We start from the raw sequence: 17814 nt of genomic DNA, 5'->3' as shown, positions 1-17814 counted from the left end.
GTTCGGAGATCCTTTCGCTAAAGCCGCTTTTGCAGTTGTTCTGTCATGGGTAGGTTATTCCTTCGGTTCCACTCCCCAAATCAGCTTCCCGTTTGAATAGAGCGTTACTTTTGACCAATCTGAAAAGGTGGTTTTGGCTGCATCGAAGGAATAATCGTTCGACTCGTCTAGATTGGACCAATCCGTCTTCGACATGCGCAGCTGGATATCGCCGGACTGACCTCCTGCCGGAATCGAGCCTGCATCGGATGTAAAGCTGAGCTCGACATAGTCTTTGCCAAACGTTCTTTGAATGCTGCTGCCCCCTACCTGCGCCCAATCAATCCATGAGTTCATATCCGCAGTGCCTTCTTTTGAAAAATAGTAGCGGATGGTTAAGCTGCTGAGCGCAACATCGGAATCCCCGTTGTTTTTAATGTTGAACTGGGGCTTGATCTGGTTGTCATTTGCATTCGTATCACCGGCCCGGTACTGGAGCACAAGCTCGGAGCTTGGCTGTGGATCCGTCGGATCTGTTGGGTCTGTCGGATCCGTTGGGTCCGTTGGGTCTGTCGGATCTGTTGGATCTGTTGGATCTGTTGGATCTGTTGGATCTGTCGGGTCCGTCGGTTCCGTTGGATCCGTCACCCCGCCCAGAACAGCTTCTTTATCCTGCATATATCGGGACACCCAGACCAAGGGGGCGTTCCAGTTAATCGTGTTTTCCTTTGATGCCCATGCGTCGGGCGCTGTATTTTTTGGCGCATAAGATTTGGCGGCCGGCCGCCCGCCCGGAGTCGCCGGATCGTTAATTAATGCATTGTTCGGCCCGCCCGAGAGCCATCCCTTCGGGTAAGCGGCCCCGCTTTGGTATTTACCCCAAGCCCAGCGGTCATGAAGGTCCGACTCATGATACTCCCCATACCCTGTAATGTACGAAATTTTCATAGCGTTATTCCCCATAAGATAGTCCATGGACCGATGCATTGCTTTTACATACTTTGCATCTCCGCTTATATCATGGGCGTAGCCCATAAGGAGCATTTTATTAACGATAAAAGAGTTGGAGCCCCAAGGATACTCCTCACTTCCTGGCAAAGGAACCGGGTAGCCTTCTCCATCCATCGTGTTTAAAATCTCGTCCGCATGCAGGATCACATTGCTCTTCATTTCATCAAGGGTATGAGCCGGCAAGTCATTTTCCGCGGAAAGAAGTGAAAGAGTCCCGGTGGAGGCCACTTCAGCCCAATCAAAATGACCGACTTCTTTAAAATGCGGCGAACCGGTCACCGCATTCCGATAAGAGGATAACTGGGTATCCTGCAAAGCATAGGCGGACAGGTACATCTCCACAGCGGCTGCATAATGATCATCGCTGTTTTTGCTGTCCCCATAATCTCCTCCGCCTCCGGCATCCGGCGTACCACCGCTGTAATCTACATTCGGATTCGCCGCTGCGCGTGTCCATGCATCTTTGGCCGTCGTCCACAACTCCGCCGACGCCCCGCTGTCATAAGGCTGAAGCAAGCGGGCCAGCTGCGCCAGATTTCTTGCAACAGCGTAGGTCGCATTCGTTGATGGGGGCTGCGCTTGACGAGTCATTGCATTTTCCGCATCGATATTGATCAACGGGAACGCGCTCCAATTATCGTTGTGCACTTTGTGCGAGGCAAGTCCTCCGGAAGCCGGAAGCATCCCCTTCATAAAGGTCGAACCAAAACGCACCTCATCCAAAATATCCGGTATACCGTTCGCTTTTTCAGGAATATTCAGTGAACCGTCTTGAAACGCCTGCGGATATCGTTCATAGAAATTAAGCAGTGTCCAAGCGGATATCGCATGGTTCACCGCATATATGCCAAAATCCCCGGCATCAGCCCATGAATTTTTTACATTAAGCACACTTCCGCCGCACCAATTGTTAAAGCAGCTGATTCGTTCATCTCCGGGGTGCAGCGCTTTATGAGCAAATACCGGATTGTTCAGGTACTGCGCCTCAATATCGACACCCATGCGGTGGAAATAAAAATACTCCATTGCTTCCTTCGGCAAATTCGGGTAAAGGCTTGACCCGATTACAAAAGGTACGCTCGTTCCCGTCCCGGCAACGCTTAAGGTGTACGTGCCCGACTGCGAAACGCCGGAAAAATCAGCCCGGTGCACATGATCACCCGAGGCACGGTCGTGGCCGTACACCGTCGTTTTGCCGTTTGCGACGGTATTGCCTGAGGAGTCCAGCAATGTCCAATTCAGCGGGGATGTGGAATTGGACACGATTGTAGCGACTTTATCCGCCCCCGGCAGGTAGCCGATTTGATTCACCCTCACATTGCTTGTGTCAAAATCCGCGTTCGCGGTCGATGTAAATATCGAGCATGCCAGGGACAACGATAGTAAAGTGAGACCCGCTTTGCGTTTCATATCAATTCCCTCCTACGTATATTTTTTTCATAGAATGTAAATCGTCAGATCAGGCAGTTACTCTACGATGCAGAGCACTTTCCAGCAGGGCGGACGCTTGTTCCTTCCGGGAGAAACCATTCACTCTATTACCCTATCATTCTTCGATTGGTAAACAAGGTTCTTTTTACCTTTATTTTGCAAGCTATCAAACAGGAGGTTTCCCCTATTTCTTTGTGCCTTTAGAAATAGGGGAATAGGATTCTATTAGACGAGCTACTGGATTCGTAAAAACGGTTTATTACTGAGGCTCTTTCCCCCAGACCAGTGTTCCATTCACGTACAAGGTCACATGTTCCCAATCCTCGTACGAGGTTTTAGCGGCATCAAATGAATAATCGTTTGTTTCGTCCAGGTTTGACCAATCGTTTTTCGACATGCGGAGCTGGATATCCCCGGACTGGCCTTTTGCAGGAATAGAACCGGCCGCAGCGCTAAAGCTTAGCTCGACATAGGTATCCGTAAATGTCTGCTCAATATTACTTCCGCCTATTTGGGCCCAATCGATCCACGAAGCCATGTCCGCCGAACCTTCTTTGGTAAAGTAATAACGGATTTTTACGTCACTCAAATCTACCGCTTGTTCCCCATTATTTTTAATGTTAAATTGCGGCTTCATTTGATTATCCTTAGCGTTGGTGTCCCCAGCACGATACTGCAGTACTAGATCCCCTTGAGGAGCAGGGTCTGTCGGATCCGTCGGGTCCGTTGGATCTGTCGGGTCCGTTGGGTCCGTCGGGTCCGTCGGGTCCGTTGGGTCCGTTGGGTCCGTTGGGTCCGTTGGGTCCGTCGGGCCACCCGGATTCGTTGTGTCGGCAACCAAAATACCCCGCCCGTTCGTGCCCAGGTAAACGCGGCCATACACCCGCGGGTCGCCCGTAATCGCGGCGTTCGGTATACCGTACTGGTGCAGGTCGTCATTGATCCGCACCCATGACGCGCCCGCATCGGTGGAGCGGTAAATTCCGCGTTCCCCATCGATTTTCGCCGTAATATAGAGCGCCATGTAGCTCTTGCCCGGCGCCGCCTTGCCGAAGCCGATCGTATCGGCTTCCTCCACATTGCTCAGCTTCGTAAACGAAGCGCCTGAGTCTGTGGAGTGCCATAAGCCGTACACGCCGCTCGTTTGGCTGCCGCCGGCAAGCCAAATTTCACCTTCACGTCCCGGCATGGCCTTAAAGTATCCGGTGCCTTCCGTCGGCAAGCCTGCGGCCGCCGTCTTGCTGAACGTGGCGCCGCCGTCCGTGCTTACATAAAACGCCCCCGCATGAAAAGCGTAAAACTTGGTTTTGTTCACACGGTCAGAACGAACCTTGGCGCCCGTGGGAACCCCCTCACTTGCCGTCCAGCTGTTGCCGCTAGAAGTTGAATAAAACACCCCCGCATCCGGCGTGCTCCAAACGATGGAGCTGCCGTCTGCCGCGAGCGCCACCGTCCCTCCCCCCGCTGTACCAGCAGGGTCGGAATTCGCCGCGTACCAGTTCGATCCAGCGTCACGGGAAAACCCAATCGCTTTCGCTCCGGAGGCGGTGGAAGAAGAATCGACTTGCCCGACGCGCACGATAAAGCTAGGTTCAAGCTCGGCAAAATCCATGCTGGACGTGGTGTTCGGATTGGTAAACATTTTTGCCGGAGCCTTCGTTACATCATCATGTCGGAAGCCCGTGACATCCAATAACCCGCTAAGCAGCGACGGTCCCGCCGGCAAGCTCAGCAAATCCTGCACCGCCATCTCCTCAATGCCTTCGGCCATAACGGAAATGTCCACGGTGCCTCCCGCGTCCCACGCCGTCAAGTTATCCGAGCCATAGATCGTAGCTCCTGTGCCGTACATCATGCGATCCGGGTTAAACGGGTCGATCTCCAAGTCCCCGATCATCCAGCCAAGCTTCGGGGTAACCTCCGGCGGAACCGGATTTTGCCCGAAATCGAGCCATGGTGCTGCGGAAATGTCCATTTTGTAGCGCAGCGTACGATTCGGGTAGCCCGCCCACTCCCAAATGGGGGACCAGCTTGCTCCGCCATCCGTGCTGCGGTAAATGATCGCGTCCGGCCACCACGAATTCAGCGTTGCGACCATTAGGGTATCCGGGTTTTGCTCGTCAAGAGCAAGCCCGCCGTAACCAAAATAATTGTCACTGCTGCTGCTCGGGATCGGGCTAATATTCGTCCACTCGCCCGTCGCCGTATTCAGCTTCCAGACGTCCCCTTTGGTTCCGTCATAAGGCCCAATGCCGTCGCTGTACGTAATGTACAAATTGCCATTGTCCGACAGCTCTCCATGATGCGGCAAATAACCGGCCGGCTCTCCCGGCACCGCTTCCCATGTTACTCCCCCGTCCGTGCTGCGGAACACACTATTTTCCTTGTCCGCTACGCCGACATAAATCGTTTGGCTCGCCTGTCCGATGCTGCCCGATCTTGGATCGATGGTGATCCAGGCGATCCCCATAATATCGCTCGTATAAGGATTCGTCGGATCCTGTACGTACGTGCCCGTATTCGTAAAGCTCTCCACCTTCGACCAAGTTGCGCCGAAATCGGTACTTTTCCAAAGCCCGTTCCCGCTCCGCGCGCCAAAATACAACGTGCTGTTTTGGTTCGGGTCAATCGTAAGCCGCTCCCCCATCGAGCGCCCAGGCATATTGCCTCCCACTTTAAAAGGAAGCTCCGTCACTTCCCAAGTGTCGCCCTTGTCCGACGAACGCAGGATTGCCCCGTTATTCGGGTCCCAATCATTCGTGTAGGTTCCAACGGCCAAATATAAACGGTTCGGATCTACCGGGTCAGTCGCCAGCGCATCGACACCGGTATAGCCCCAGTTGTCCCAGCCGACAAAATCGAGAAGCGGGGTCCAGGTTTGATCTTTCGGGTTCCAGCGATAAGCGCCTCCGATATCGGTACGGGCATAAATTAAATCCTTTTGCGTTTCGTTAAAAATGATCCCTGGAATGAAGCCGCCTCCCCCGCCGGTGTGTACATTTTTCCACTCGTAAGCTTCACTTGGCGCCGCGAGCGTTTGTGGGGAAAACCCGATAAAGGTAGTGCCGACAACAGCACCGATCAACACAAAAGACCCGATATTTTTTAAAATCGAATTTGTTTTCTTCACCTTTTTCTTCGCCATGCTCAAAACCTCGCTCTCCTCATTGATTTGGCTTCGGTATGTTCACTACTGCGAAAAATCGGAGGCGGGGATAAAGGAAGCAAAGCCCCTTTTACACCTCCGCCCGGATCTTCATCAAACATCGATGGGTTCACAAACATTCACAGGTGTCATAAGCAAACGACGCTTTTTCAACCGTTTCCGCGATTACGGCTCAACACCCCATACAAGTTCTCCGCCGCGGTACAGCGTGATCCGATCCCAGTCCGTATAGGAGGTTTTTGTACGGTCAAAGGAATAATCGTTTGCCTCATCAAAGTTAGACCAATCGGTCTTGGACATGCGCAGCTGAATGTCACCCGACTGCCCCTGCGCTGGAATGGAGCCCGCTTCGGAAGAAAAGCTCAGCTCCACATAATCTTCCGTGAATGTCCGCTGGACATGGCTTCCGCCAATTTGCGCCCAGTCCACCCACGAATTCATCGCTGCGCCGCTATCCTTCGTGAAATAGTAGCGGATGCGAAGCTCACTCAAATCAACTTCAGCCGAGCCATTGTTTTTAATGTTAAATTGAGGCTTGATTTGGTTATCGCTTGGGTTCGTATCACCGGCGCGATATTGAAGCACAAGATCGCCCTCCGGCTGCACAGCCCCTTGCGGCGTCACGCTTACCTCCGCCGAGCCCGCGCTTTCCCCGGCACTGTTTACCGCTGTAACGACGTAATAGTATGTCGTACCGTTGATCAGCCCGGTGTCAGCGTAGCTTGTGCCCGCTACGTTCGAGGCGACGACCGTGTAAGGCCCGCCTGCCTTAGCGGCGCGCTTGACGGTGTAGCTTGCAGCTCCAGCCGATGCGCTCCACGTGAGCGTCGCTTCGGACTCGCCGCCCGAGGCGCGCAAGCCGGCCGGTGCCGAAGGGACGGTTACAGTCCCGCCGTCATCGTCAGGTACCGGCACATAGCCCGCAGTCGTGTAAATGCCGCTCAGCAGGGAGGTCGCCTTCAAGCCCTGCGGCCCATGTACGACGCTGTTTCCCCATTCCGTCAAAGCCCCGGCCGGGCCCTCGGCAAGATCAAGGTACTCCACCCCTCCGCTGTTGCCGTACCAAGACCAAGCCAGCCAGCCGACCTGCTTTTCCTCGGCGTAAGCCATGATGGCCTCCTCGGCAACATCACCGCTTGAATGCTTGTGGCCAAACTCGCCGATAATGACCGGAATGCCGATTGCCAGCGCGTTGTCGATATTGCTTTTGACCGTTTCCGCCGTGCCTCCCGAATATTCGTACATATGAATCGAGAAGATCGTGTTTTTCAAAGGATCGGCATCAAAAACCGCTTTTCCGCTTGTAAAGATTGAGTTCGGATACTGGCCCCAGCCCGCAGCGTCAACCACCAGCGTGTTTTTGATTCCCGCGCTGCGCAGAGCCGGAATCGCCGCCTGATAGCCGCTCGTCCACCCCGCCGTTTCCCAGGCGCCGAACCATTCGTTGGCGATATTGACGATGACGCGGTCCTCCTTGCCTACCAAGGCGTCCTTTATGCTGATCCAATAATGAACCGCCCGGTTCAGCGTATCCGCACTGTTGGAGCCGGTAGCATCGTGCACCTCCAGCATAACGGTGAGCTGATACTGGTCGCACAGCTCGATAATGCCTTTTACCGAGTCGACATCGTCCCTTGTCCATTGGCCGCCATCCGATAGCACAATGCGCACCGTGTTTGCGCCGGTTTCAGCAATGGCCGGAATTGCGGCCGCCAGGTCCTGCTTATACCACGTATGCGCATGATTCACTCCCCGCATGACAAATGGCGCCCCTGTTGCATCAAGCAATGTCGTGCCGTCCACGGTGAAGCCCTTCACATGGCCGATGACGGCTTGTGCCGCTTGCTGAGACTTCGCCTCCGTGCTAAGAAGCACAGTGCTTGAAGCCGCTGACGAAGCGGATGCCCCCGCCACAACTCGTTCATCCCAAGGAATCGCCACACAGATCATCGCAGTGACGAGACTGATTGCAGCCGCTTGCACAGCGGCATGTTTACGCCTGGTGTTCTTGCTTTTCATAAATTCATTCCTCCTTTGTCAACAACGGTTTTTATAAAACATGAAGCAATGAGTATCCACACCCCAAACAAATTCGCCGTTCCGGTATACAGCGAAAAGATCCCTGTTCTCAGCCTTCATATAGTTCCTTATCATTACATAAAACGGGGCATCCGCAGATGCCCCGTTACCGCAAGTCTCACCGAGGCTTAGCGTTCCATTTCGTTATATACAGCGAAAGTCAGCTCCCTGCAGCAACACGGCTGATTACGGCTCGATGCCCCACACGAGCTCGCCATTTTGATAAAGCGTGACCTTATCGAAGTCCGTGTAGGACGTCACCGCTGCGTCGAAGGAGTAGTCGTTCGACTCGTCAAGGCTGGACCAATCCGTTTTTGACATGCGCAGCTGAATGTCGCCGGTCTGTCCGCCTGCGGAGATCGAACCGGCTGCTTCCTTGAAGCTCAGCTCGACGTATGAATCCGTAAACGTTCTGTCGATATTGCTGCCGCCAACCTGCGCCCAATCGATCCAGGACGCCATCGCCGCATCTCCTTCTTTACTGAAGTAGTAACGGATCGTCAGCTCGCTCAGCTCTACCGCCGCTGTGCCGTTGTTCTTAATGTTGAACTGCGGCTTGATTTGGTTGTCGCCTGCATTCGTATCCCCTGCGCGGTATTGAAGTACAAGATCTCCCGCAGGCGGCGGTGTTACTACATCGCCTTTCGGCGCTGCGCTTGCCTCCGCCGAATTGGCGCTTTCGCCGGCGCTGTTTACCGCACTCACGACGTAATAGTATGTCGTCCCGTTTGCAAGCCCCGTGTCCGTGTAGCTAGCCACCGACACGTTCGACGCTACCGTCGTGTACGGGCCGCCGCTCGACGCTGCACGCTTCACGTTGTAACCCGTCGCGCCATCCGCAGCGCTCCAGCTCAACACCACCTGCGTGTCGCCCGCCGCGGCCGTCAAGCCGACAGGCGCTGCCGGCACTGCCGCTCCCGCCTTAGGCGTCACCGCAACCTGCGCGGAATTGGCGCTCTCACCGGCGCTATTCACCGCGCTTACGACGTAGTAGTACGTCGTCCCGTTCGTCAGGCCCGTGTCCGTGTAATTCGGCGCTGACACGTTCGAAGCTACTGTCGTGTACGGACCGCCGTCCGACGCTGCCCGCTTCACCGTGTAGCTTGCTGCGCCGCTTACCACATTCCAGCTCAACGCTGCCTGTGCATCGCCGGCAGCCGCCTTCACTCCCGTCGGCGCCGCCGGTTTTACCGGAACCGGGGAATCGCCTGCCGGAATGACTGGATAAGCGTTTTGTACTAGCATGACAAATTGATCATGGAACCAGTGGCCGGAAACCGGCGCATTCGGCAGCGCTCCGGACAATACGCCCTCCGGCGTCATATACGTAGGATCGCACATCCGGTCGAAGCCTTTGCCTTCATCGTTCGGGATCAGGGAGCTGGAGCCGTCGGACTCACCCGGAGGCTTTACCCAGACATAAGCATCCAGGTGCGATGCCGGGAACGTGCTTGGCGCCGCCTGAGGAGCCATCCCCATACCTGCTCCCGCATTGTTGCACCACAGCCCGCGATGCTCACGGCGGTCCACGCGTCCAGAGTTGACGTAGCTGTTAATATCCGAGCCTACCGCGCTCGTCGGGCGGTTCGGCCCGCCCCAGCCGTTGCGGGACGTGTCAATCAGGAAGCCGATGTCCGCAGGCCAGCCTGCAGCTACGAAATCCGCATACAATGCCGCGGTGAAATCCGACTCGTCAAAATACGGATTCCACTCATAGAAATCCGAGGAGCGGATCGGACTGCCGTTCACCGTCAGCCCGGAGTTCGGCAGATTCGGCTCTTCGAGCGGCGTGGAGTTCGCCGTATTCGTGATAAAGCCGTCTACACTCTTAAGACCTGCTGCAGTCCCTTTTACCGTATTGGTATACAGCTGTACCGCTCCGCTCCGGTTGTTATCCCAGCCAAGCCAGCCGGAATGCCCGATATCGAGATACGTGTATACGTTCGGGATGGCATGCAGCTTATCGATCGCGTATTGAATCGCAGATACATAAATGCCAGTGGAGTTCGCCTCCGCACACTCGCGGTCGCTTAAATTCGTAACCAGGTTCGGCAAGCCGTCCGGCTCAATGACCGTTACAATGCGGATATCCCGATATTTCGGGTCGGCGAACACCTTCGTAATTTCGTCGATATACTCCGTCTTGTAAATTTGCAGCCCTTCCTGCGTCAGCGGCAGCTCGCCGTTAGACGCCAAAGCATGGCAATCGCGTCCCGGCATATTGTAAATGACGAATTGAGCGGTAATCGGCGTGTCGCCCTGCTTTTGCGCAAGCGCGGTGTCCAAATGATCCGCGAGGCTGCGGCGACCGCCGTTCGCATCTCCGCCATGAATCGCCACACGGCGATCCAGCCATACCGCGGTCGGATACGACTTGATCGTCTCCATCTTCGCCGCAAGCTCAGGATCATTCACCTTGGCAATGGAAGTATCAATTAAGGACGCATAGTCGGGATTCACATAAGCCGTCGCACCTAAGAAAGGATTGTCGACATGAGCTTCCGCCGCTTGCCCCGTACCCGTGTAGCCGAACAAGCTCGCCGTCAGCGCCATAACGCAGGACATGACGCCCAAACGTTTTCTCACATGCTTTAACACTACAATCAGCTCCTTTTCACAAAATAATGAACATCCCACAATTCCTCAAAAGGCCACGTGCGTGCCCAACCGAGCTTAACCCTACCCTGTTCCCGGCCGGGCACCGCAGCGTGGTAATGCCTTCTTACGGCTGAGTACCCCATACGAGCGTGCCGTTCTGGTAAATCGTCACCTTATCGAAATCCGCATAAGACGTCTTTGTCGCATCGAAGGAATAATCGTTCGACTCGTCCAGGTTGGACCAATCGGTCTTCGACATGCGCAGCTGAATGTCGCCCGACTCTCCGCCTGCCGGAATCGACCCGGCAGCTTCCTTGAAGCTCAGCTCGACGTACGAATCCGTAAACGTTCTGTCGATGTTGCTGCCGCCGACCTGCGCCCAATCGATCCAGGACGCCATGTCCGCCTCTCCTTCTTTCGTGAAGTAGTAGCGGATTTTCAGGTCGCTCAGCTTAACAGCCTCGGTGCCGTTATTTTTAATGTTGAACTGCGGCTTGATTTGGTTATCGCCTGCATTCGTATCCCCTGCACGATATTGAAGCACAAGGTCTCCTGTCGGAGGCGGCGTTACTACATCGCCTTCCGGCGTGGCGCTTGCCTCTGCCGAATTCGCGCTCTCACCAGCGCTGTTCACCGCGCTCACGACGTAATAATACGTCGTGCCGTTCGTTAAGCCCGTGTCGGTGTAGCCAGCTGCCGCAACGTTTGACGCTACCGTCACGTATGGACCGCCGCTCACCTCCGCGCGTTTCACGTTATAGCTCGCCGCGCCTTCCACCGCGCTCCAGCTCAGCTCCGCCTGCGCATCGCCCGCTGCGGCCGTCAAGCCCGCCGGCGCAGCCGGCACCTCCGCGCCCGCCTGCGGCGTAACGCTAACCTGCGCCGAATTCACGCTTTCGCCGGCGCTGTTCACCGCGCTCACGACGTAGTAATACGTCGTGCCGTTCGTCAAGCCCGCGTCCGTATAGCTGGCGGACGTCACGTTCGCCGCTACCATCGTGTACGGACCGCCGCTCACTTCCGCGCGCTTCACCGTATAGCTCGCGGCTCCGCTCACCGCGTTCCAGCTCACGACCGCCTGCGCATCGCCCGCTGCGGCTGCTACACCGGCGGGAGCTCCCGGAATCGTGACGCTGCCCTGCTCGCCAAGCAGCCGGTCATATTCGGCATACGCCGTAGCCATATCGACCTGCGACCAGAAGCGATGATACTTAAAGGTCGGTGTGCCGTTTTCCCACTTCTTCGTTGCCGGATTCCACGATGAATTGTACAGATTTTCCAAATACGACCACTGCGGGTCCTTCTTAATATCCGGACGCAGCTCCGCGTAGCTGATATACACGCCGTTTCCGCCCTTCGCCGGATCGGACGGTACGCCGCTATTGCCCGGAATTGTATTGCCTTGACCAAAGAGGCCGCTCCAGCCGTTCGGGAAATAAATTTCCTTCGTAAAGTAACGATGGTAGTCGCCCCGCGCTTCATTTGTAGCGATGCCGACACCGTCATTGTAGTTCCAGCCCGTATCCAGCAGCTTATCGGCAAGCTCTTTGGCCTGCGCTCCCAGCGCCGAATAATCGCCGTTTTCTTCCTTCGTCGCCGCCGCAAAGAATACAAGTGCCTTTACGTAGCTGCCGAGCACACCTACGTCCTGACTTGGATCCTTCGTTACCACGTGATAGTTCGGGTTGCCTGTAAAGCTTGCGAACCCGTTCCACGAATCCGGCTGGCCGATCCACTCCTGCGAGCCTGGCAAATAAAATTCGCCCGGAGCTGCAACTGTCGCCACCTGCGGATTGTCACCGCCCATAATACGATTACCTTCCGCATCAAGATAGTAACCGCTTTCATCAGTGACCGGCTTTTCGTCAACAAAAACGTAATCCATGGACCAGTCGACCCATTTCGAAATGACCGTTTTTGCCATTTGGAAGTTTTCTGATGAAATGTCTCCGCTCTCGGCCAAAATGTAATACATCTCGGCTACGCGCTCCAGCGGCCACGCTTGGAAGCCGAACCACGTGTTCGAATTCGGGTCGTGGTAAACCGGCGCTTCGTCATACGCCATGCCGTAGAAGGTGCTGACTCCCGCCGGATACGCCTTATATGCGCCGTCCCAGCTGTTGGTCGCTCCTCCGCCGACTGCACCCTCCGAGGACAGCAGCCAGGTATAGAACTCCAGCTGACGCTTCAGCGACGCATTCCAATCTTCCTTGGCCGTCGGCGATTTCGGAATTAAACCGCCTTCCGCCGTGGACAATGCATACGCAGCGACCGGGTTTTGATACGCCTGGTGTACATGGCTTGCGCCAATCCGCCACGCCCAGTTGCCCGAACCGTTTTCGCCTAGACCTCCGCCCCAAGCGGTATACCAGCCGAGCAGACTCATGCTGGAATCCTTGCCCGTGCCCGGAGACGGTGTACCGTCTGCCGCACTGCCAATTTGTTGGAAGTATTTATCGTAGAGTCCGTAACGAAGATAGTCGCCCATCTTCTTCGCCTTATCCAGATAAACCGGGTTGTTATAGCCCAGCTCCTTGGCCCAGTACAGCACTTGAACGGCACGCGCATCCGCATCCGTTGCATTCGTATAACGCCACTGAGCGGCGGGTGCTGCGCTTTCTTTTGTAAATAAGGACATAAAGCCTTCATTCGGCTTTCCGAATTTCTTATTGTCCTGCGATGGATGCGGAACCGCTTCCCACACCGATTCCTGCTCGCCGCGCTGGAATGTGTTTACATAGGTCGCCGTATGCGACGGATTCAGCAGATTGCCGAACTTATACCAGTTATCCACATCGAGCAGCCAGTGCATCAGGTACGTCTGATTATCTCCATAGGTCGCCTTCAGCTCCGCGTCAATCGGGTCCCTTCCTGCAGGATACTTCGCTCCAATCGAAGAAGGGTACTGATCCGGGTACGGCTTTTCATCCGCATAGGTAGCCGGGCTGCTTGGATTGTAGTAGCTCATGGTCGGCTGCTCTTCCTGGCCGTCCCCTTCATTTATTGGGATAATGTACGTTTCCATGTTGTCCCACGCGGCCTCGAGCTTGCTCCAATCGCCGGTATGGTAGCCGTACAGCGCTTCCAGCCACAGCCAGTAGCTGTACGCTTCCGATGTACTCATATGCCCGTAATCCGGCGCTTCGCTCATCAGCGTTTCCACTGCATGATAAGGAATACCTTCCGGGGAAAAATATCCGTTTGCCGGATCTTTAATTTGGTTATAAAGCTGCATGAACCTCGCCTTATGCTCGCCTTCCTCCGTTGCAGCAAACGCCGTAGAGGTAAACATTTTCACATCTCCAACACCCGTAAACGTAATCGTTGCGGCTAGAGCCATTACGACTCCTTTGGTTAACACTTTGCGCAGCATAACATCGTCCTCCTTATGATTTTAAAATAAAATCGTTCCTTTTCGTGTGAGTAAACGAGCCTGCTCAACTGCCTTTCCGTGGATGGTATCAGCTAAAATGATTACAGTGATTGCTAGATGGTTTATTCTGCTGTAAAAGATGATCATGCGGGCTGGAGTAGAGCGACGATTATTCCGAATTGGAAAGTGAGGCTGTCAAGCTGTCATTGAAGAGGAGGATTATGCGGTCGCATCTACGAAATGTGTTGAAACAAAAATGCTTCGAAATCGCTTTTCTGCATCAAACATCTGAGGAGAATTCAATGGGGTCGAGGAGTATTTCCATAAGCTTCGATTCTCGGGGCGGTCTAGTCATGGATGCGGGAGACCACCTCCTTTTCAAAATCACTTCTTTGAATATTAATTGCATTAAATACAAAATAAGCTTTATCTACCTCCAATCCATTTGAAAATACTTACATTTCCATTATACGTTAGCTTTTTGCTAGATTATAGGGGGACAATCTTCCGATTTAACGTTGAAATTTTTTGGGAAATGGAAGAAAACGCCAAAAAGAATGGCCCAAGCAGCTGCTTAGACCATCCTTTTCCTATATTATTTTTTACTCTTGGCGTACGCTTCCTTATATTCCTTCATCATGGTCTCGCCGCCGGCTTTCTTCCACTTCTCCATTTCCGCCTTCCAGCCGGCCTCGTCGATCTTGCCCATAATAAACTTCGTCTGCGCGTCCGTAATGATCTGCTCCAGCTCCTTGCCGCGTTCGGCGTACGTGCTGGACAACAGGTTATGCGCCGGATTCGGAACGATAAACTGCTCGTTTTCTCCGCCGATTTTCGAGTTTTTGCGGAATAAATCCGGCTGCTTTGCCGGCTTGGCAATATTGTACTTTTCGCCGCGGTGCGGGAACGTATCGCGGTATGGCTTTACTTCCTTTGCGTCGGCATCACGATCGAGCACCTCGGTAAACTCTCCTTTATCGGCCCAGTGCTTGCCCTCTACTCCCTTAACGAGCAGTGTCGCCGTCGTCGGGTCCATCAGCTGGTCAATAAACGTCATTACCCGCTTCAGCTCCGCCTCCGTCTTCACCGTTGCCTTCGGGATTGCCCAGAAGCCGGCATTGCCCGGCTCGCCCGGAAGTCTTCTTCCGTTCGGGCCCTCCAGCGGCGCCACATCCACGACAGCCGTCGGCACAACTTTAATCAGCTTATCCTGCAGCGACTGCGCATTGCCTCCGGACAACAGGATCCCTCCGCGTCCGGATTCGTAAATTTTCGAAATTTCCGTACCGTCAACCGCAGCAAAATCTTGGTTAATCAGCTTTTCATCATACATGCGCTTAAACATCTGCATCGTTTGGAAATAAGGCTCCGTCATGAAGTCCGGTGTAAACTCCCCATTTTCCACCTTCCACATATTCGGTGCGCCCTGCGATACCGCAATTCTCGTAAAGGTCGAGGCTGCGCCTTGATTGTACTTTTTGTCGAGCAGTAGGCCGTAGGTGTCGTTCTTGCCGTTTTTATCCGGGTCGCCCAAGGTCAGCGTCTTGGAGATGTTGTACCAGTCATCCAGTGATTTTGGAGTGGACAGCCCTGCAGCGTCGAACCAATCCTTGCGATAGTGAACGACAGCACGCCCCAAATCGCGGTAAAGCGGGATCCCGTACAGCTTTCCTTCCACCGTCAAATTGTCGTAGAACACTTGGTTTTGCGCGGCAAGGTTCTTATATTCCTTGAGGTAAGGGCCGAGCTCCCAAAATAAGCCCGCTTGTATTTGCCCGATAACAGGCGCAGTATAATTCAGCTTGATAATGGTCGGCAGCTCGTCAGCAGCCACCATCACATTCACTTTCTCATCGTACGTGGAGGACGGAAGCCGCTGAATATCCAGCTCTGTCTTCGTGTACGCTTCAATTTGCTTCTCCAGCTCATTATCCGCCGGCGGGATTTCCCCAACCTGATTGACAACCATTTTAATCGGAAAAGGCTTATTATCCTCCACCTGCGCCGCGGCCGGCTGACCTTGCTCCGGAGCCGTATCCCCGCATGCCGAAAGCATGGAGGACGTGACCAGGACTGTACCTAACAAAAGCGCTGCATGTGTTTTCATCGTTCTACCCCTTTTCGTTAGAAATGTTTATGGAAAGCCCGCTTTCTCCGCCAATCCAAGAAAACGGACTTACTCACCCTTTTACCGAACCCAGCAGGACGCCTTTGGTAAAATGCTTTTGCAGGAACGGATACACGAACAAAATCGGAACTGTTGCGAAAACAATAACCGCCATACGAATCGTCAAGGGCTGAATCTCAGCTTCGTCGATGCTGGCGTCGCCAATGCGGCTTTGCGCCAAAATAACGATTTCGCGCAGCAGCACCTGAATCGGCCATTTGGTATTGTCGTTAATGTACATGACGGCATTAAAATACTGGTTCCAATGCGAAACCGCGTAGAATAGCGCAAAGGTTGCTATGGCCGGCATGGACAGCGGAAGCACGATGCGGAACAGAACGCCAAGATCATTGCAGCCGTCGATTTTCGCCGAGTCCTCCAAGCCGTCCGGAATTTGCTGAAAAAAGTTTTTAAGCACGATGAGATTAAAGGCACTGATCGCCCCCGGAATCATGAGAGACCACAGGGTGTTCGTCAGGCCCATCGCCTTAACCACAAAATAGGTCGGAATTAAACCGCCGCTGAAGAGCATCGTAAACAGCACGGCGAGCAAAATAAATTGCCTTCCCTTGATGTGAGTTTTGGACAACGGATACGCCATCAGCGAGGTCATGAGCAGGTTAATAAACGTTCCCAGCACCGTGACGTACACCGAAACTAACAGACTGCGAAGCAGTGTATCGGTCGAAAAAATGTAACGGTACGCGGCCAGCGAGAATTCCTTCGGGAATAGGATCATGCCCCCTTTCGCAACCTCCGCCGGACTAGTAAACGATACCGCCAATACATATAGAAAGGGCAAAATGCACACGATCGCGAATATCAGCAGGAAGCCGTAATTAAACAGGTCGAAGAGACGACCGCCCCACGTTTTGTCATATGTCATCGGATAAGTCCCTCCTTGTTTTATCCAAGCAATTCATCAGCGCTTTCACCCGCATATTAATACACGCCTTCCTGCCCGAAACGTTTGGCCAGCCAGTTGGAGCCAAGCACAAGCACAAGGCCGACCACCGATTTAAACATACCGACCGCCGCACTATAGCTGTACTGCGCCTGCGTCAAACCTTTGGTGTATACATAAGTATCGAACACCTCGCCTACCTCGCGGTTCGTCGGAGTGATCATCAGGAAGATGTGCTCAAAGCCGGAATCCAAGAAGTCTCCAAGCCGGAGAATAAGCAAAATAATAATCGTGCTTCGAATCGCCGGAAGCGTAATATGCCATAGCTGCCGCCAGCGGCCGGCTCCGTCAATGCGCGCCGCTTCATACAGCTGCATATCTACGCCTGAAAGCGCCGCCAAAAAGATGATCGTCCCCCAGCCGACTTCCTTCCAAATCGATTGCGATACAATCATCGTACGGAACCATTCCGGCTCAAGCAGAAAGGCGATTTTTTCCCCGGTCAGGGCGTAAATCAGTTCATTAACAATCCCGTTCTCAGTCGTGAACAGCATGTAGAAAATGCCGACGACTACGACCCATGACACAAAGTGGGGGACATAAACGAGCGTTTGAACGAAACGCTTGAACCTCTCACGCCGCAGCTCATTCATCATCAGGGATAGAATGATCGGCAGCGGAAAGAAAAAGATCAAATTATAAAGCGCGATTAACAGCGTATTGCGAAACAGCATGCCGAACGACGGCTCGCTAAAGAAGCGCTCAAAATGCTTCAATCCGACCCAGGGACTGCCGAAAAACCCAAGGTGCGGCTTATAATCCTGAAAGGCCATCGTCAAACCGTACATCGGTACGTATTTGAATATGAAGAAGTAGGCGATTCCAGGAAGCAGCATCAGGTAAAGCCACTTGTCCCGCAATAATGTTTTTGGTACGATCCCGCGTCTTGGTTTTGCCGTTGGCCCGCGGGGAGCATCCGGCTGCAGCGTCACATCTGCTTTCATGAATGGCACCTCCAAGTCACTTGCTTACGCCAGATTATGCCGCACAGCCTTCATGACCGGCTATACCTTCGGCTTAACCAATTCGTTGTTTTGTGCCCGTTT

Annotated in this window: 8 protein-coding genes; all 8 read right to left on the bottom strand. The window is 53.9% G+C overall.

Going from position 1 to position 17814, the window contains the following annotated elements; all coding sequences use genetic code 11:
* Positions 1-54: 54 nt before the first annotated feature.
* Positions 55-2400 (bottom strand): glycoside hydrolase family 9 protein, encoded by a 2346-nt coding sequence (locus tag GQS10_RS17805; protein ID WP_207952331.1) that lies wholly within the window; start codon positions 2398-2400, stop codon positions 55-57.
* Between the two features lie 280 nt (positions 2401-2680).
* Positions 2681-5566 (bottom strand): cellulose binding domain-containing protein, encoded by a 2886-nt coding sequence (locus GQS10_RS17800; RefSeq protein WP_166244760.1) that lies wholly within the window; start codon positions 5564-5566, stop codon positions 2681-2683.
* A gap of 186 nt (positions 5567-5752) precedes the next feature.
* On the bottom strand, positions 5753-7606 hold the full coding sequence (locus GQS10_RS17795; protein WP_166244669.1) for a cellulase family glycosylhydrolase: 1854 nt from the start codon (positions 7604-7606) through the stop codon (positions 5753-5755).
* Between the two features lie 246 nt (positions 7607-7852).
* Positions 7853-10231, bottom strand: coding sequence for a glycoside hydrolase family 6 protein (locus tag GQS10_RS17790; RefSeq protein WP_166244758.1), 2379 nt, complete (start codon positions 10229-10231; stop codon positions 7853-7855).
* Positions 10232-10388: 157 nt separating this feature from the next.
* A complete protein-coding gene (locus GQS10_RS17785) occupies positions 10389-13637 on the bottom strand; it encodes a glycoside hydrolase family 48 protein (protein ID WP_166244668.1) in 3249 nt (1082 codons plus the stop codon).
* Between the two features lie 595 nt (positions 13638-14232).
* Positions 14233-15744 carry an extracellular solute-binding protein gene (locus GQS10_RS17780; RefSeq protein WP_166244666.1) on the bottom strand — a complete coding sequence of 504 codons (1512 nt, stop codon included), beginning with the start codon at positions 15742-15744 and terminating at the stop codon, positions 14233-14235.
* A gap of 73 nt (positions 15745-15817) precedes the next feature.
* Positions 15818-16690: a carbohydrate ABC transporter permease gene (locus GQS10_RS17775; RefSeq protein WP_166244664.1), complete on the bottom strand. Its 873-nt coding sequence runs from the start codon at positions 16688-16690 to the stop codon at positions 15818-15820.
* Between the two features lie 56 nt (positions 16691-16746).
* Complete coding sequence (locus tag GQS10_RS17770; RefSeq protein ID WP_166244662.1) at positions 16747-17712, bottom strand: ABC transporter permease; 966 nt, start codon at positions 17710-17712, stop codon at positions 16747-16749.
* Positions 17713-17814: the final 102 nt, after the last annotated feature.

Origin of the sequence: Paenibacillus turpanensis (assembly GCF_011421635.1) — a bacterium.
Classification (GTDB): domain Bacteria; phylum Bacillota; class Bacilli; order Paenibacillales; family YIM-B00363; genus Paenibacillus_AK; species Paenibacillus_AK turpanensis.
The sequence above is the reverse complement of the archived record's forward strand: the minus strand, read 5'-3'. Positions and strand labels throughout refer to the sequence as shown.